The organism is Plantactinospora sp. CA-294935, from assembly GCF_050936445.1.
Lineage (GTDB): Bacteria > Actinomycetota > Actinomycetes > Mycobacteriales > Micromonosporaceae > Plantactinospora.
The window spans coordinates 9201629-9219306 of record NZ_JBNJMU010000001.1 but is presented as its reverse complement, the minus strand read 5'-3'; the positions used below and the strand labels follow the sequence as shown (position 1 = coordinate 9219306).

Here is a 17678-nt window from a genome sequence, read left to right as displayed (position 1 = left end):
GTCATGACCCACCCTGTACCACTTCATCCAGCCATCCCGTAACGAGCTAGCATCGCATGCCAATTGCGATCCCCCCATCGACAGGAGGATGCCCATGCCCGGGCAGAACGCAGACATGATCCCGCCCGCAAAACCAGTCATCGGAGACGCCGAGATCGAAGCCGCCGTCCGGGTGCTCCGCAGCGGCCGGGTGGTGCAGGGGCCGGAGGTGGCGGCGTTCGAGGAGGAGTTCTCCGAGCTGGTGGCCGGCCGGCACTGTGTCGCGGTCAACTCGGGCACCTCGGCTCTGCAACTGGCCCTGCTGGCGCTCGGCCTTGGCCCGGGCGACGAAGTCATCGTGCCGTCCTTCTCCTTCGCGGCGAGCGCGAACGCGGTCCGCCTGGTCGGCGCCGAGCCGGTCTTCGCGGACATCGAGGCCGGCAGCTTCTGCCTTGATCCGGCGGCGGTCGAGGCGGCCGTGACCCCGCGTACCGCGGCGATCATGCCCGTGCACCTCTACGGTCACCCCGCCGCGATGGACCGGCTCATGCCGATCGCCGAGCGGCACGGCCTGGCCGTCGTGGAGGACGCGGCCCAGGCGCACGGCGCGGCGCTGGACGGCCGGCCGGTCGGCTCCTTCGGCATCGCGGGTTGCTTCAGTTTCTATCCGACGAAGAACATGCACGCCCTGGAGGGCGGCATGATCAGCACTCCTGACCCGGAGTTCGCCCGGACCCTGCGGCTGCTGCGCAACCAGGGCATGGAGCAGCGGTACGCGAACGAGATCGTCGGCGCGAACATGCGGCTCACCGACGTGGCCGCGGCGATCGGGCGGGTACAGCTCCAGCAGTTGCCGGAGTGGACCGAGCAGCGCCGGTCGAACGCGAAGTTCCTCGACGCCCGGATCACCGGCGTGGTCACCCCACCGGTGGCCGACGCGGCCCGGCACGTCTATCACCAGTACACCGTGCGGGTACGCGGGGACCGGGACGCCGCCCAGCAGAAGCTGCTGGATCAGGGGGTGGGTAACGCGGTCTACTACCCGACCCCGATTCACCGGCTGAAGCCGTACCTGAACTCGGATGGCAAGCCAGGAGCGTGGGAGTTGCCGGAGACAGAGCGGGCCGCCCGCGAGGTCGTGTCGTTGCCGATCCACCCGTCGCTGAGCCAGGCCGACCTGGAGCGGATCGCCGACGCCGCGAACAGCCTGGCGGGTGCCCGGTGAGCGGCCAGGCACGCCCGCTGCGCGCGGGACTGATCGGGCTCGGCGCCATGGGCCGCAACCACGCCCGCGTACTGTCCAACCTGGACGGCGTGGAACTGGTCGGCGTGGTGGATCCGGCCGGTGACACCACCGGGACGTTGTCGGTGCCGGTGGTGCCCACCGTGGCGGATCTGCTCGCCATGGGCGTCGACTATGCGGTGGTGGCCTGCCCCACCGCGCTGCACGAGCACGTCGGCTTGGAGCTGGCCGAGAACGGCGTCTGCGCGCTGATCGAGAAGCCGCTGGCCCAGTCCGTCGAGACGGCCACTCGACTGGTCGAGGCGTTCGAGTCGCGTGGCCTGGTAGCCGGCGTCGGACACATCGAGCGCTACAACCCCGCGCTGCAGAATCTGCGTACCCGGCTGGAGAACGGGGAACTGGGCGAGGTCTTCCAGGTGGTCACCCGCCGGCAGGGACCGTTCCCGCACCGGATCGCCGACGTGGGCGTGGTGATGGACCTGGCCACCCACGACATCGACCTGACGAGCTGGGTCACCGGGCAGGAATACACCTCGGTGTCGGCCCGTACGGTTTCCCGCAGCGGCCGGCTGCACGAGGACATGGTGGCCGCGGTGGGCCAGCTCGCCAACGGAACCATGGTGAACCATCTGGTGAACTGGCTCAGTCCGCTCAAGGAACGGTCGACGGTGATCACCGGTGACCGGGGCTGCTTCGTCGCCGACACCCTCACCGCCGACCTGACCTTCTACGCCAACGGTGCCATCGACACCGAGTGGGAGGCGCTGCGGGCGTTCCGCGGTGTCGCCGAGGGGGACATGGTCCGGTACGCCATCCCGAAGCGGGAGCCGCTGCTGGTCGAGCACGAGCGGTTCCGCGACGCGGTCGAGGGCAAGGAGAGCGACATCGTCACCCTGCGGCAGGGTCTGCGTACCGTTCGGGTCGCCGCAGCGGTCCTGCAGTCCGCCTCCGACGGCAGCACCGTCCGGGTCGATCTGGCGGAGCCTGTGGACAAGGCCGCGTTCAACACCATCGGCTAGCCTTCCGGCGGAATCACCATGCGCCGTACCCACTCAGCTATCTCTATGGAGGACTGCGGGATGGCATCGATGCCCCGCCCACCACGACTCGTGGTACTTGTCGCCAACGCAATCACCGGGGATTCACGGGTGCAGAAGACCGCCATCGCGGCTGCCCGGGATGGCTGGGAGGTCATCCTGGTCGGGCGTAGCCCGCGGAAGAGCGGCAAGCTGCTCGACCGGTCCTCGATGGGGCCTATCGAGGTCATCCGGGTTCCGGTCGTGTCGCAGATGGACCGGCTCGGTTCCCAACGCACGACCATGCGCATACGCCGGACGTTCACGCAGTTTGGCATATCGGACAAGGCGGCACTGGCTCGTTACAAGGCCTCCCACCAGGCCTGGCTGCGTAAGCAGACCGCTCGGCACAACCCAGTACCTGTGCGGACCTGGATCCGTACCCGCGAGGCGTTTCACGAACTGCGGGTACGAGCCTGGGGCTGGGAGCAGTACCGCCAGTTCCGGCCGGGCCCGCCGACCGGCAACTGGCGGGTGGACTGGCCGACCCTGATGGACATCGACCTCGCGTTCGGTCCGGTGCTGGAGGAGCTCGAGCCAGACCTGATCCACGCGAACGACATCAACACCATCCCGACTGCGGCGATGAGCGCGGCCCGGCTGCGAGGCCGGGGAAAGCAGTGCGCATGGCTCTACGACGCCCACGAGTACGTCAACGGCGTGGAGTGGCCGAAGCCCCAGCAGGCCAGCGGGTGTCGGGCCGCGGAGCGGGAGTTCATCGGACAGGCGGACGCGGTGGTTACCGTTTCACCGCAGATCGCCGAGCTGCTGCGGCAGGAGCACCGACTTCCGAAGCTTCCCCTGGTGGTGGGCAACGCTCCGGTCCGCGAGGGGATCCGGAGCGGAGATACGAAGACCTCCTCGATACGCGCGCTCGCCGGGCTTGCCGAAGACGTACCGCTGATGGTGTATTCGGGCTGGATCGGCAAGGAGCGCGGGATCGACACGGTGGTCGCCGCCCTGCCGAACCTGCCCGGGTTCCACCTCGCGCTGGTGGCCGGACGATTGACTCCCCTGCTCGAGGCGCTGCTCGCCCAGGCGGTGTCGCTCGGGGTGCGCGACCGGGTGCATGTCCTGCCCTACGTGCCTCCGTACGAGGTCGCGGACTATCTCTCCACCGCCGACCTGGGCCTGATCCCGTTCCGGCGTACCCCGAACTGCGAGCTTTCCCTGCCGACCAAGGTCTCCGAGTACCTCCAGGCCGGGCTGCCGCTCGTGACCAGCGACGTGAAGGTGGTGAAGGGCTTCGTCGAGGAGCAGCGCATCGGTGAGGTCTTCGTCTCCGAGGATCCGGCGAGTTTCGCCGCAGCCGCGCGGCGCGCGATGGAGAACCGGGCGGAACTCGCTGCCGGGATCACCGAGCAGATCCTCAACGAACACTCGTGGGAGGAGCAGAGCCGCAAACTGCTCCGGCTCTATCGGGAGATCTCCGGGCTCGCTCCCGCGGCGCCACGCGACGATGTCCCGTGGACCGTCACGGAGCGGCCTGTCGCCCTGCTGCCGGGGCGTTCTGCCGAACGCAGGCCGTTGGACCGCTGGCGGCCACTGGGGGAGACGGCGATCCGGCTCGGCCTCGGGCCGGCAAACTACGCCGGTCAGGCGGCGGCGTTCGCCCAGGCGATCTGCCGGGACCGCGCCGACGTCTCGGCCGAGGTCGTGATGTCGAAGCTGCCCGCCTCGTTCGACTATCCGGCGGACGTCTACCTCGACGCGTCCAAGCTCAAGGACCTGGACCTGCAGATGGCCAGGGTGCAGGCGGTACTTGGCCGGTACACCCACGTGCTGGCCGACGCCTTCATGCCGGTCTTCGGCCACCTCAACGGTGACAACATCGAGGGCGACCTGCCGGCGCTCAGGCAGGCCGGCATCAAGGTCGCGCTGCTCGGGCACGGCAGCGAGATTCGCCATCCCGGCCAGCACATGGAACGGCACGAGTTCTCGTTGTTCCGGGACGCCCCGACGGGCGTGGCGGCCAAACTCCAGAAGAAGGCGGAGCGGAACCGGCGGGTCGCCGAGGAATCCGGACTTCCGATCTTCGTCACCACCCCCGACCTGCTCGACGACCTACCGCAGGCCACCTGGGCACCGCTGGTGGTCGACGTGGAGGCCTGGGCCTGCGACCGGCCGGTCATGGAGCGGGCTCGGCCCATCGTGCTGCATGCCCCGTCGAAGCGCTGGACCAAGGGAACCGACCGTATCCTGCCGGTGGTCCAGGAGCTGCACGAGCGCGGAGTGATCGAGCTGGTTCTGGCCGAGGGGATCCCCGTGCAGAAGATGCGGGCCCTGGTGCAGGACTGCGACATCGTGCTGGACCAGTTCACCACGGGTAGCTTCGGTGCCTTCGCGGTCGAGGCGATGGCGGCCGGCAAGCCGGTGGTGGCGTACCTCAGCGAGAGTGTGAGCAAGACGGTCGGCAGCGACCTGCCGATCGTCAACGCCTCCCCGAGCTCTCTCAAGGAGACGATCGAGGCACTGCTCGACGATCGGGACGGCACCGCGAAGACCGGGCTCGCCTCCGCCGAGTACGCCCGCATCTACCACGATGGAAGCTGGACCGCGCACGCGCTGTCGACGTTCCTGGTCTGACGGGTCGAATCGGGTGGTCTGAGCCGACTGGCGGTTCGGCAGCGACCAAAGGCGTCGGGCCCGACTCAGGGTGAGTCGGGCCCGACGCCTTGCGTCCAGGAAGCCTGGCGCGGCACCCTGCGGATCAGAAGACGGTCCGCAGGTAGGGGATTCGGGCGGCGCCGGTCGAAATGGCGAAGGAGGCGAGCAGGACCACCAGGTAGGTGCCGGAGATGACCGCCAGCGACCGGCCCTCGGCGACGGCCGGGATGAGCAGCCGGAGAACCTCGAAGACCAGCAGGTGAACCAGGAAGACCCCGAACGACGCGTCGGAGAGCCGGACCAGAAGCCTGGCGCTGCGCGGACCGATCCGCATCCGGGCGTTGATGCTGGTCGCGGCGACGAAGATCAGCAACGCCGCGATCATCACCAGGGCGCCGTTGGCCATGACCGGGAAGGTCATCTGCAGGAGCCGGTGCGAGGGCGCGACGCCGTACTGCCACACCGACTCGAGCAACAACACAGCGGCGGCGAGCAGCGCGAGTATCGTGCCGCGCCGGCTCAGCACCACCTTGCGCAGCGCCCAACCGGCCAGGAAGAACCCGACAAACGGCCACCAGCGGTTCCAGCTCGTCAGGATGTTCGGTCTGGAGAGCCCGCCGAGCAGGGCGAGGCCGGGAAGCATGTACGCGACCGTCGTCCAGCCCAGCGCGACCGCGGCGGTGACCCGGGCCCGCAGCACGCCGCCGTCGGCCAGAAAGGCGGCCAGGACGGGGGCGATGACGTAGAGGCCGGCGATCAGCCAGAGGAAGTACAGGGCGGTGAAGACCGTCGAGTCGAGCAGCATCCGGCCGAGCAGCAGTGGCCGGAGGTCCTCGCCGCGCATGATGAGCCGGACGAGCAGCAGGTACACCAGGTGCCAGACGATCATCGCGGGCAGGATCCGGGCGAATCGCTTGCGGTAGAAGGCGGCCGGTCCGGCCCGGTGCGCCCGCGGATCCAGGACGAAGGCTCCGCTGATCATGACGAAGACCGGGACTGCCCAGATCGCGCCGATGTCGATCGCCGTGGCGATCCACCACTGCGTGCTGCCGCGCAGGTCGTCCTTTCCGACGATGATGCCGAAGACGTGGATCGCGACGACACCGCAGATGGCGATCACGCGTAGCAGGTCCAGCCCGTACTCGCGGGCCGGTCGTTGGCCGGTCGGTGGGGTCGCCGGCTGGCCGTCCTGGCGCTGGGGCACCGCTGGCGACTGTCCGGTCGGTTGCCCGGCCGACGGGGATCCGCCCGGCCACGACCGCTGCGTGACGGATGCCTCGGCATCAAGGGGTATCGGGGAGTTCACCGGTACATGTTAGGGCAGTTCCAGAACCGCCCGACGCCTTACGTCCGGCCGCTTACGCCCGGTTCCGGTTGCCCGCTTATGCCCGGTCCGGTTGCCCGGGGAGGGCGCGACGGCAGTGCCGTACACTCGCCACGATCCATGCTCTCCAGGCGGATGAAAGGGTGCGGCATGACGGTTCACGACACTCCCGGGACGGTGTCGCGTCGGGGTCGGATCGTGATGCTCGTCGACAACGGGGTACATGGCGACTCGCGGGTCCAGAAGACGGCGGCCTCCGCCGCGAGCGCCGGCTGGGACGTCGTCCTGCTCGGTCGCTCCCCGAACCTGAAGCCGCAGAGCTGGCAGCTCGGGCAGGCGCAGGTGCGACTGCTGCCGGTACCCACCCCGCTGGCGAAGCCGGCGCACGAGTACCGCCGGCACTGGGTTCGGGGACCGTTCGGCTACCCGCCCACCGGGGTGGCGGCCCGGCGCGCGCAGTGGGTGAAAGCCTGGCGGGCGGATCTGGAGGTCCGGCTCGCCGCGCTCGGGCTGCCCGGTCGGTCCGGCGGGGCGCGACGGGTCCTTGCCGGGCAGGCGCTCCGCAGCCAACTGCTGGCCGCCAGGGTGGCGCGGCTGTGGGTGTCGTTCCGCCACCGTCAGTTGAACCGGGCGCGCCAGGCCCGAACCAAGCTGGATACGCCGTCGGACCGCTTCTACACGTTCTTCTGGCAGAAGCTGCACGGCGACCGCGCCTGGCGGCGGTTGGATCCGACTCTCTGGGACTACGAACTCGCCTACGGTCCGGAGATCGACAAGCTGGCCCCCGATCTGGTGCACGCCCACGACTTCCGGATGCTGGGAGTGGGGGCGCGCGCCAAGATCCGGGCGCACGGCAAGGGTCGGCGGGTACGTCTCGTCTGGGACGCCCACGAATACCTGCCCGGGATCAAGCGGTGGACCGACAACGCACGGTGGCTACCCGCGAATATCGGGCACGAGCGGGAGTACTCTCCCCATGCCGACGCCGTGGTGACCGTCTCCGAGGGGCTCGCGGACCTGCTGCGGGAGCGACACCGGCTCAGGGAGTCGCCCACCGTGGTGCTCAACGCGCCGAACGCCGATCACGGGCCGGAGGCGGACGACGCCCCCGTGCCGGAGCTGCGCGAGTTGTGCGGCATCGCGCCGGACGTGCCACTGCTGGTCTACAGCGGCGCGGCGGCGGAGCAGCGTGGCCTGGGGATCGCCGTCGAGGCGCTGCCCCAGTTGCCGGGCGTCCACGTGGCGTTGGTGGTTCCCCGCCCCGAGGCGCCGTATATCCAGGGTCTGCTCAAGCGGGCCGCCGAACTCGGGGTGTCCGGGCGGGTCCACGCGGTGCCGTACGTGCCGCACTGGCAGGTGGTGCCCTTTTTGTCGGGCGCGCAGGTCGGACTGATTCCGATCCACCACTGGCCGAATCACGAGATCGCCCTGATCACCAAGTTCTTCGAGTACTCGCACGCGCGGTTGCCGCTGGTGGTCAGCGATGTCCGGATGATGGCGGAGACGGTCCGCGCGACCGGTCAGGGCGAAGTTTTCCGCGCGGAGGACCTGCCGGACTTCGTCCGGGCGGTCAAAGCCGTCCTCGACGACCCGGAAGGGTACCGCGCCGCCTATGACAAGCCCGGCCTGCTGACCGACTGGACCTGGGAGGCGCAGGCGGTCATCCTCGACCGGCTTTACCAGCGGCTACTGTCGGACTGACCTTACCGGGCGTGAGCTGGGAGGTGGACACTTCAGCGAGGCGGTGGGCCGCCGCTGAGGTGCCGTACACTCGCCGGGGTCCTCTGGGAGACGCCCTGCGGGAGAGGCAGAGGAAAGAGTCATGGATGTGAACGCGGCTGCCGGGCGTCAGCGCAGTCGGGGCCGGATCGTCATGCTGGTGGACAATGGCGTCAACGGTGATTCCCGGGTGCAGAAAGTCGCCCGCTCGGCGGCCGAAGCCGGCTGGGAGGTCACGCTGCTCGGCAGGTCGCCGCATGGTGGCGCGCAGACCTGGCGGCTCGGTCCCGCCGAGGTGCGGTTGCTGCCCATGCCCGATCCGCTGGCCCGCCGCCGGCACGAGTTCCGGCGGGCCTGGTTGCGCTGGCCGCTGGCGTACCCGCCGAGCGGCATCGCCGCGCATCGGGCCCAGTGGGTGAAGGCCTGGCAGACCGACATCCGGCAGCGCGAGGCGGAGCTGACCCTGGCGACCGGGGCCGGGCTGGTCGGCCGCCGCCTGGAGCAGCGGCGTCGGCGGCTGCGGATCGAACGGAAGGCCGCGCACCTGCTCCGCCGGTGGGTGTCGTTGCGGTACTGGATGCTGACCCGGGCCCGGAAGGGCCGCAAGTTGACCAGCCCGTGGGACCGGCTCTACACCTGGTTCTGGTCCACCGTGCAGGGTGGTCGGGCGTGGCGCCGGCTGGAGCCGGGACTGTGGGACTACGAGCTGGCCTTCGGCCCGGTGGTCGACGCGCTGGCGCCGGATCTGATCCACGCGCACGACTTCCGCATGATCGGGGTCGGCGCCCGGGCCAAGGTGCGCGCCGCGGTGGCCGGCCGGGAGATCAAGCTGGTCTGGGACGCGCACGAGTTCCTGCCCGGGGTGCAGCCGTGGCAGGACAACGCCCGGTGGCTTCCCGCGCACCGGGCACACGAGCGGGAGTACGTGCCGTACGCCGATGCCGCCATCACCGTTTCGACGAGCCTCGCCGAGCTGCTCCGCCGGGAGCACGGGCTGATCGAGTTGCCGGCGGTCGTGCTCAACGCGCCGGATGTGACGGGTGGGTCGGACGCGGAACCGGCTCCGGAGCTGCGTGCCCGGTGCGGCATCGGTCCGGAGGTGCCACTGTTGGTGTACAGCGGCGCGGCCGCCGCCAGGCGTGGCCTCGGCACGATGATCGAGGCGTTGCCGCAGTTGCCTGGGGTGCACGCCGCCCTGGTGGTCAACAAGCCCGACGGCCCGTACGTCCGGGAGTTGCTGTCCCGGGCCGCGACGCTGGGCGTGACGTCCCGGGTGCACGTTCTGTCGTACGTCGAGCACTGGCAGGTGGTGCCGTTCCTGGCCGGTGCGGATGTCGGGGTGATCCCGATCCACCACTGGCCCAACCACGAGATCGCGCTGATCACCAAGTTCTTCGAGTACGCGCATGCCCGGTTGCCGCTGGTGGTCAGTGACGTGCGGACGATGGCGGAGACGGTCCGGTCGACCGGGCAGGGTGAGGTGTTCCGGGCCGAGGACGTCGACGACTACATCCGGGCAGTCCGGGCGGTACTGGCGGATCGCGAGCGCTACCGGGCTGCGTACGACCGGCCGGGGCTGCTGGCCGGTTGGACCTGGCAGGCCCAGGCGGAGATTCTGACCGGGGTGTACCGGCGGCTGCTGGCAGATCCCGACCGACCGGCAGCCGACTCCGGCCCGCCCCGGGGAGCCGTCGGGCCGGTCGTGCCCGGTGCGGCGTCAGTCGATCCGGCCGGCCGGCCAGCCGCGGGCGCCGCCGCGCGATGACGGAACCCGACGTCAGCGTGGTGGTGGCGGTCTACAACACCATGCCGTACCTCACGAAGTGCCTGAACTCCCTGGTGCGGCAGAGCATCGGCCGGGACCGGATCGAGGTCGTCGCGGTCGACGACGGTTCCACCGACGGCAGCGGCCGGGAGCTGGACCGGTTCGCCCGGCTCTACCCGGAGACCGTGAAGGTGATCCACCAGGCCAACTCCGGTGGCCCGGCCGCGCCGAGCAACCGGGCCCTGGAGCAGGCCACCGGCCGGTACGTCTTCTTCATCGGCGCCGACGACTACCTGGGCCCGGAGGCGCTGGAGCGGCTGGTACGGGCGGCCGACGAGTACGGCGCCGATGTCGTCCTCGGCAAGGTCGTCGGAGTGAACAGCCGCAACATCCACCAGGCGGTCTTCGCCCGCAACGAGGTGGAGATCGACCTCTTCGACTCCGCCCTGCCCTGGTCGCTGGCGAACACCAAGCTGTTCCGCCGCGAGCTGATCGAGCGCCACCACCTGCGCTACCCGGAGGACATGCCGGTCGGCAGCGACCAGCCGTTCACCCTGGAGGCGTGCTTCCGGGCAAAGCGGATCTCGGTGCTGGCGGACTACGACTTCTACCACGCGGTGCGCCGGCTCAACGCGCACAACATCACCTACCGGTCCCGGCACGTCGAGCGGCTCCGCTGCGTCGAGTCGATCATGGGGTTCGTGGCCGGGCTGATCGAGTCGGGCGAGCGGCGGGACGCGGTGCTGGTCCGGCACTTCGCCTGGGAGGTCGCCCGGCTGGTCGAGGACGACTTCCTGCTGCTGGAGCGGGCGGTGCAGGAGCAGGTGCTGGCGGGCATCCGGGACCTCGCCGACCGCTACCTCACCGACCGGATCCGGGCCAGGCTGGAGATCGAGCCCCGGCTGCGGATCGGCACCGCCCAGCGGGGCACCGTCGACGATCTTGTCGCGGTCATCCGGCAGGACGCCGAGCAGGGCGTACCGCCGACGATCGTCGACGGCGACCGTTGGTACGCGGGCTACCCCGGCTTCCGGGACTCCCGCCTTGACCTGCCGGACGCCTGGTTCGACGTCTCCGACACCGCCGCCGACTGGCTCGCCCGGCTGGAGGCGGTCGCGGTCACCTGGGAGACCTGCGACGACGGCGAGCGGGTACTGACCGTGACCGCCCGTACCCCGCGTCGGGACCTGGCGTCGCTGACCTCCGGGCCGATCGGGCTGACCGCCGGCGACGTCACCGGCACCACGCTGGAGACCAGCCGGGACGGCACCGGCAGCACGGTGCGGGCCCAGTTCCGGGTGAGTCTGCTGCTCGCCGGCTCGGGAGCCGGCGGTTCGCTGCTCGGCGTCCGGTCCCACCTGACCGCCTTCGGCGGGGTCGGCTCGGCGGCGGTACGCGCACCGACCCGGCCCACCGTGTCACGCTTGATGTTCCGCCGGGGGATGCGGTTCTTCATGATCACCCCGACAACGAGTCACCGAGGCCAACTCGTGATCGCCATCGCACCTGTCACCCCCCGTCGGGTCCTGGCCCGACTGCGGCGCAGGTTGCCCCAGGGAGGAAAGTAGAAGGCATGAAAATCTGCGTCGTCGCTCTCGGAAAGATCGGGCTGCCGCTTGCCGTGCAGTTCGCCGACAAGGGGCACACGGTGATCGGCGCCGACGTGTCAGAGCGGGTCGTGAAGCTCGTCAACGACGGTGCGGTGCCGTTCCCCGGCGAGACCGACCTGGACGTCAAGCTCAAGGAGGCGGTGGCGGCCGGCCGACTCTCCGCGACCACCGACACGGCGTCGGCGGTGGCCGAGTCCGAGGCCGTGGTCGTGGTGGTGCCGCTCTTCGTCGACGCGGAGGGGACGCCGGACTTCGGCTGGATGGACGACGCCACCCGGGCGATCGCGGCCGGGCTCAAGCCGGGCACGCTGGTCAGCTACGAGACCACCCTGCCGGTGGGCACCACCCGCAACCGCTGGGCGCCGATGCTGGAGCAGGGTTCCGGGCTCAAGGTCGGCACCGACTTCACCCTGGTGTTCAGCCCCGAGCGGGTGCTGACCGGTCGGGTCTTCGCCGACCTGCGCCGCTACCCGAAGCTGGTCGGCGGGGTGGACGAGGCGTCGGCCCGGCGCGGTGTCGAGTTCTACGAGGCGGTGCTCGACTTCGACGAGCGCCCCGACCTGTCCCGGCCGAACGGGGTCTGGGACCTGGGCTCGGCCGAGGCGTCCGAGTTGGCCAAGCTCGCCGAGACGACCTACCGGGACGTCAACATCGGGCTGGCCAACCAGTTCGCCCGGTTCGCCGACACCGTCGGCGTCGACGTGATCAAGGTCATCGAGGCCTGCAACACCCAGCCGTACAGCCACATCCACTCGCCGGGCATCGCGGTCGGCGGGCACTGCATCCCGGTCTACCCCCGGATGTACCTCTGGAACGACCCGTCCGCCACCGTGGTGCGGGCGGCCCGCGAGGCCAACGCCGCGATGCCGGACTACGCCGTCGAGCTGCTCGCCGCCGCCTGGGGCGACCTGACCGACGTCGAGGTACTGGTGCTCGGTGCGGCATACCGGGGCGGGGTCAAGGAGACGGCGTTCTCCGGGGTCTTCCCGACCGTCGAGGCGCTGCGCGCCCGGGGCGCCCGGCCGTACGTCTCCGACCCGATGTACACCGCCGAGGAGCTGACCGCGCTCGGCCTGCCGGCCTACCAGGGCGAGCGGGTCGAGGCCGTGGTGGTGCAGGCCGACCATGCCGAATACCGCACGCTGGCCGAAAGCGACCTCCCCGGTGTCCGGGTGGTCGTCGACGGCCGCCGGGTGACCGACCCGGCCCGGTGGCCGAGCGTGCGCCGGATCGTCATCGGCGGCTGACCGGCCGTGCCGGATTGCCGGTCAGCACCTCGCCGACCGGCAACGAGACAACCAGACAGCGACGGTGGCGGCTCGGCCGGACAGGCCGAGCCGCCACCGCTGTTCACCGCTCCTGCGGCGGGTTCTCCTTGTCCCGGGAGACCACCTGACCCGAGGCGTCGACCCAGCCGAGCGGGCGGGCCGGGTTGCCGGCCACCAACTGGTGCGGCCTGACGTCCCTGGTCACCACCGAGCCGGCCGCGATCATCGCGTACTCGCCGATCTCGACGCCGCAGACGATGGTGGCGTTCGCGCCGATCGAGGCGCCCTTGCGGACCATGGTCGGGGTGATCTGCCAGTCCGGGTTCTGGGCCCGCGGCCGGAGGTCGTTGGTGAAGACCGCGCAGGGGCCGACGAAGACCTCGTCCTCGATGGTTACGCCCTGGTAGACGGAGACGTTGTTCTGGATCTTCACCAGGTCGCCGACTACGACGTTCGCGTCCACGTAGACGTTCCGGCCGATCACGCAGTTCGCGCCCACCTGGGCGGTGGAGCGGACGTGGGCGAGGTGCCAGACCTTGGTGCCGTCGCCGATCCGCGCGCCCTCGTCGACCTCGGCCGAGGGGTGCACGAAGACCGTGTCGGGGAGGGCGGAAGGCTCGTTCATCGCTTGAGTCACGGCTTCGCAGGATACGGGAGTGGCCCGGCCGGTCAGCCCGGGGGACGGAGCGTCGACTCCGGCAGATAGATCGTGTGTCGCCCGACCCGGGTCACCTGGGCAGGCACCCCCGAGCGGCGCAGATGGGCCTGGAACGCGGCGTCCGCGGACGCGCCGGCCTCGAAGACGAAGGCCGGCCGGTCGGCGGCGCCGACCCGCCTCGGGTACGCCGGATAGCGGTCCTGCCCCGGCCGCAGGTTCGCACCGAGTACCGCGCAGGCGATCCGCTCCCGGGTGACGAACACCAGCCGGTTGCAGGTCCAGTACTCGGCGTACACCGCGCTGACCCCGGCCCGTTCCAGGGCGCGGGCGAGCTGCCGCTGCTGCCGCTCCTCGGTCCGGATCGTGCCGATCTCGCCGACCAGGTGTCCGGTGGTGCCGAGCAGCAGCACCACCAGCAGGGCGAGTACGGCGCTGGCGAGTACCCCGGCGAGCCGGGTCACCGGTCCGGTGGCGAGCCGCCCCGACCGGCGGGCGACCACCCAGAGCGGCCAGAGTACGGCGGGCAGCGAGATCTGCAGGATCGACAGGTACCGGGCGCTGGCCAGCGGCGCACTGCCGGCGAGCGAACTGCGGGCGTACGCCGCCACGGTGAGCGCGGCGCCGAGCAGCAGGGCGAGTTGGGTGGCGTACCCGACCCGGGCGGCCTGGACCGTGTCGCCGGTTTGGACCGTGTCGCCGGTTTGGGCGTGCCCCGGCGTGCCGACGGCCGTGGCGCTGCCGGGCGTGCCGCGGGTCCCGGTACCGCTGCCCGGAGTCGGTCGGCCGGCCCTGACGAGTCCGACCACCGCCAGCACCCCGGCGGCGAGCAGCAGCGCCAGGTAGAGCCCGCCCCAGGACATCTCCACCGGATCGCAGCGCTCCGGCCGGCAGAGCCCGGTGGCGAGCGGGATGCCGACCAGCAGCGCGCCGTGCAGTCGGGCGGTACCCGGCGTCGACTCCGCCTCGCCCTCGCTGACCTGCCGCAGCACGGAGATCGAGTCCTGCCCGACCGGCGCGGTCAGGTTGTCCACGACCAGCGGTGCGACCCCGAGCAGGAACCCGGCGACCAGCACGGCGCCGGCCGGACCGAGCAGGTCCCGCCAGCAGCCGACCAGCAGCACGGCGAAGGCGACCACCAGGTAGGGCAGGACCAGCCAGTCGTCCCAGACGCAGAGCCCGGTTACCAGGCCGAAGAGGCCGAAGGCCCAGAACCGGTGCCGGGTCCGCCGCTGGCCGAGAGCGAGCGCGATCAGCAGCAGGCCCAGCACGGCGGGCTTGACCTCGGGCCGGCCGCCGACGGCGGTGATCTGGTCCCGGATCACCCGTTCGCCGCCGAGCGCGAGTACCCCCACGGTGAAGGTGGCCAGCCAGGGGGAGTAGAGCCGCCGGGTGAGTCGGTACGCCAGGTAGAGGAAGGCGGCGTACAGGAAGAGCAGGGGTATCCGCAGCGGGATCCAGCCGGCGCCGAAGAGCAGGAAGAGCGGCGCGGCGAGATAGCTCTGCACGGTGCCCATGTAGTGCTGGCCGTAGAGGAAGACCGGCAGTTCACGGCCGTCCGCGATGTGCAGTGCGGCGAGCCCGAACGTGGCCTCGTCGCTGTTGGAGCCGGGTACGGTCAGCAGGACCAGCGCCAGCCGGTAGGCCAGGCCGAGCAGGCCGAGGCCGAGCGCCACCGCACCCGGCCGGTCGAGTGTTCGCCACCGCCGCCCCCCGCGCGGCACCGCCACCGACACCCCCCGCGCCCCCGTCGCCGCCCCGCCTCGAAGTCTCGCACGGCGCCCGGCACCGGAGGTCCGGATCGGCGCAGGTCGCACCGGTTCCGCCCGGTCCGGGTGCCCGGCATGGGGAGCGTGCCGGCGGGTTAGTTGATCTGTCTCGTAGCCGGACCGGGTGCTCTGTGGCAGGGTGGCTAGGTGTCGCTGATACCCGCCGGTCCGGCGCCCGCGCCCCGGCTGCACCGAGCGGCCCGGATCGAGGACGCGGTGCACCAGTTCATCGAGCGTCGCCTGGGGCAGGGCGGGTGGGATGTCACGATCATCCCGTACGCCGGCTATGGCGCGCCCGGGTGGATCCGGGTGCTGGGTCGGGTCCTGCTGACCCGGCTGCGCCGCCGCCCCCGCCGCCGGCCGGAGAAGGTACGCGGCTGGCGTAGCTTCGCCACCCTGCCGGTGCAGCACGCGCCGGTGGTGATCGAGGCGGGTGGCCGCCGGCACGAGGCCCGGGCCGACCGGAGCGGCTTCATCGACCTCGTCGTCGAGGCCGACCTGGCGCCCGGCTGGCAGAGCGTACGCCTGGCCAGTCCCGGCGCCGAGCCGGTCGACGCGCCGGTCCGGATCGTCGACCCGGCGCTGCGGATCGGGGTCCTCTCCGACATCGACGACACGGTCATGGTGACGGCGCTACCCCGGCCGCTGCTGGCCGCGTGGAACACCTTCGTGCTGGACGAGCACGCCCGGATGGCGGTACCCGGGATGGCGGTGCTCTACGAGCGCCTGGTCAACGCGCATCCCGGCGCCCCGGTGCTCTACCTCTCCACCGGTGCCTGGAACGTCGCGCCGACGCTGACGCGGTTTCTGTCCCGACACCTCTATCCCGCCGGCCCGCTGCTGCTGACGAACTGGGGCCCGACGGCGGACCGCTGGTTCCGGAGCGGGCGGGAGCACAAGCGGGCCACCCTGGCCCGGCTGGTCCGCGAGTTTCCGGAGATCCGGTGGTTGCTGATCGGCGACGACGGCCAGCACGACCAGGAGATCTACGCCGAGTTCGCCGCCGAGCACCCGGACAACGTGGCCGGGGTGCTGATCCGCCGGCTATCCCCGACCCAGGCGGTGCTGGCCGGTGGTTTCCCGGCGCCGACGGACAGCACCGACGGCAGTACCCCGGCGGCCGGCCTGCTGGGCGAGCGCTGGTTCTGCGCGCCCGACGGCGCCGGTCTGTGGCGGCTGCTCCGCGAAGCGAACCTGGTCTGAGGCGAGCGGCGACAGTACCGGCGTGGTCCGGCCAGCCGACCAGCGACACCCGCTTGACGACCTGGTCTGGGGCGAATCCCGTCCGAGCGCGTGGCGGAGCCGGATCGGTACTCAGCTCTCCCGGGTCGGTTCCGCCGCCCGGCGGCGTTCGCGTCTGCCCCGGGCGATCTCGGTGCCGAGGGCGTCCAGCCGTTGGGTCCAGAACCCTCGATAGCGCTCCAGCCACCGGTCGATCTCCTGGAGCGGGGCGGGGTCCACCGCATAGAGCCGCCGCGTGCCGGCGGCACGTACGGTGGTGAACCCGTTCTCCCGGAGCACCCGCAGGTGTTGTGAGACGCCCGGCTGGGAGATCCCGAACTCCTCCTGCACCACCGCGCTGACCTCGCCCGCCGACCGCTCGCCGTCGGCGAGCAGCTCCAGGATCCGCCGCCGGACGGGATCGCCGAGAACGTCGAACGCGTGCACGCCGCCATCCTTTCAGCGCTCACTTATATAACCGAAGTCTACCTAATCTGGGGATCGGTCCGGACGACCCTACCGGCCCGGCCCCGGCCCGAGCCGGCCACCGGTCCCGACGAGGTGGCCCGGTACTGGTAGACAGGGGCGATGCGGCTCCGTCTGATCCAGATCGACGCCTTCGCCGACCGGGTGTTCCAGGGCAACCCGGCCGCCGTGATGCCCCTGCCCGGCTGGCTGCCCGACGCCGTCCTACAGGCCCTCGCCGAGGAGAACAACCTCTCCGAGACCGCCTTCTACACGGCGGAACTGCCGGCCGACGCCATCCCGCCGCCCGGTGGCGACCCCGCCTACCACCTGCGCTGGTTCACCCCGACTGTCGAGGTGGACCTCTGCGGGCATGCGACCCTGGCCACCGCCGGGCAACTCTTCGACGACGTGCACCCGGACGCGCGGCGACTGCTGTTCTGGACCCGCAGCGGCTGGCTCCCGGTGAGCCGGGCCGACCGGGACGGCGAACTGGAACTGGACTTCCCGGCCGGACGGCTGCGGGCGGTGGCGGACGGCGACGAGGTCTCCGCCGCCGCCGTGGCCGCGCTCGGCATCGAACCGGAGCAGCGGTTCCAGGACAGCGACCTGGTCTACGTGGTACGCGGTGCCGCCGAGGTCCGGGCCGTCGAGGCGGACTTCAGCACCCTGGCCCGGCTGCCGGTACGCGGCGCGATCGTCACCGCTCCCGCCGACAGCGGCGGCGTCGACTTCGTCAGCCGGTGGTTCGGGGCCGGGGCGGGCGCTTTCGAGGACCCGGTGACCGGCTCCGCGCACAGCCAGATCGCGCCCTACTGGGCGGAGCGTCTCGGCCGGACGACGCTGACCGCCCGGCAGCTCTCCGCCCGGGGCGGCACGGTGCACTGCGTGGTCGACGGCGACCGGGTACGCCTGCGCGGCAGTTACCGCCGCTACCTCGACGGCACCGTCACGCTCCCCGAGCCGGCCGAGTAGCG

13 protein-coding genes are annotated in these 17678 nt (G+C 71.2%); 9 read left to right on the top strand and 4 right to left on the bottom strand.

Going from position 1 to position 17678, the window contains the following annotated elements; translation table 11 throughout:
- Positions 1–94 precede the first annotated feature (94 nt).
- The 3 genes from ACQEVC_RS40015 (at position 95) to ACQEVC_RS40005 (ending at position 4884) form a co-directional block, all read left to right on the top strand.
- Positions 95–1204 (top strand): DegT/DnrJ/EryC1/StrS family aminotransferase, encoded by a 1110-nt coding sequence (locus tag ACQEVC_RS40015; protein WP_432888837.1) that lies wholly within the window; start codon positions 95–97, stop codon positions 1202–1204.
- On the top strand, positions 1201–2241 hold the full coding sequence (locus tag ACQEVC_RS40010) for a Gfo/Idh/MocA family protein (protein WP_432888835.1): 1041 nt from the start codon (positions 1201–1203) through the stop codon (positions 2239–2241). Before ACQEVC_RS40015 ends, ACQEVC_RS40010 begins: the two co-directional genes overlap by 4 nt.
- 129 nt (positions 2242–2370) lie before the next feature.
- Positions 2371–4884 (top strand): glycosyltransferase, encoded by a 2514-nt coding sequence (locus tag ACQEVC_RS40005; RefSeq protein ID WP_432888833.1) that lies wholly within the window; start codon positions 2371–2373, stop codon positions 4882–4884.
- 124 nt (positions 4885–5008) lie between these two features.
- On the opposite strand, the gene ACQEVC_RS40000 is transcribed toward ACQEVC_RS40005, so the two are convergent.
- Complete coding sequence (locus ACQEVC_RS40000; protein WP_432888831.1) at positions 5009–6109, bottom strand: acyltransferase; 1101 nt, start codon at positions 6107–6109, stop codon at positions 5009–5011.
- A gap of 321 nt (positions 6110–6430) precedes the next feature.
- On the opposite strand from ACQEVC_RS40000, the gene ACQEVC_RS39995 reads away from it, so the two are divergent.
- The 4 genes from ACQEVC_RS39995 to ACQEVC_RS39980 all read left to right on the top strand — a co-directional run bounded on the left by ACQEVC_RS39995 (position 6431) and on the right by ACQEVC_RS39980 (position 12570).
- The gene (locus tag ACQEVC_RS39995) at positions 6431–7930 is read left to right on the top strand and encodes a glycosyltransferase (protein ID WP_432891978.1); all 1500 of its coding nucleotides are present in this window, start codon (positions 6431–6433) and stop codon (positions 7928–7930) included.
- Positions 7931–8102: 172 nt separating this feature from the next.
- The gene (locus tag ACQEVC_RS39990) at positions 8103–9713 is read left to right on the top strand and encodes a glycosyltransferase family 4 protein (RefSeq protein WP_432891975.1); all 1611 of its coding nucleotides are present in this window, start codon (positions 8103–8105) and stop codon (positions 9711–9713) included.
- Positions 9710–11281, top strand: a complete 1572-nt coding sequence (locus tag ACQEVC_RS39985) for a glycosyltransferase family 2 protein (RefSeq protein WP_432888829.1) — start codon at positions 9710–9712, stop codon at positions 11279–11281. Before ACQEVC_RS39990 ends, ACQEVC_RS39985 begins: the two co-directional genes overlap by 4 nt.
- Before the next feature lie 5 nt (positions 11282–11286).
- Positions 11287–12570: a nucleotide sugar dehydrogenase gene (locus ACQEVC_RS39980; protein WP_432888827.1), complete on the top strand. Its 1284-nt coding sequence runs from the start codon at positions 11287–11289 to the stop codon at positions 12568–12570.
- A gap of 103 nt (positions 12571–12673) precedes the next feature.
- On the opposite strand, the gene ACQEVC_RS39975 is transcribed toward ACQEVC_RS39980, so the two are convergent.
- Together ACQEVC_RS39975 and ACQEVC_RS39970 are read right to left on the bottom strand one after the other, a co-directional pair.
- Complete coding sequence (locus ACQEVC_RS39975; RefSeq protein ID WP_432888825.1) at positions 12674–13216, bottom strand: acyltransferase; 543 nt, start codon at positions 13214–13216, stop codon at positions 12674–12676.
- A gap of 44 nt (positions 13217–13260) precedes the next feature.
- A complete protein-coding gene (locus ACQEVC_RS39970; protein WP_432888823.1) occupies positions 13261–14976 on the bottom strand; it encodes a hypothetical protein in 1716 nt (571 codons plus the stop codon).
- A 186-nt stretch (positions 14977–15162) separates the two neighbouring features.
- Here ACQEVC_RS39970 and ACQEVC_RS39965 point away from each other — a divergent pair, with 186 nt between their 5' ends.
- Positions 15163–16218: an App1 family protein gene (locus tag ACQEVC_RS39965; RefSeq protein WP_318401078.1), complete on the top strand. Its 1056-nt coding sequence runs from the start codon at positions 15163–15165 to the stop codon at positions 16216–16218.
- A gap of 111 nt (positions 16219–16329) precedes the next feature.
- Here ACQEVC_RS39965 and ACQEVC_RS39960 read toward each other — a convergent pair whose 3' ends face one another.
- Positions 16330–16683 carry an ArsR/SmtB family transcription factor gene (locus ACQEVC_RS39960; RefSeq protein WP_346258588.1) on the bottom strand — a complete coding sequence of 118 codons (354 nt, stop codon included), beginning with the start codon at positions 16681–16683 and terminating at the stop codon, positions 16330–16332.
- Between the two features lie 141 nt (positions 16684–16824).
- On the opposite strand from ACQEVC_RS39960, the gene ACQEVC_RS39955 reads away from it, so the two are divergent.
- Entirely contained in the window at positions 16825–17676 is an 852-nt protein-coding gene (locus ACQEVC_RS39955; protein ID WP_432888821.1) for a PhzF family phenazine biosynthesis protein, read from the top strand.
- The last annotated feature ends 2 nt before the right edge of the window (positions 17677–17678 follow it).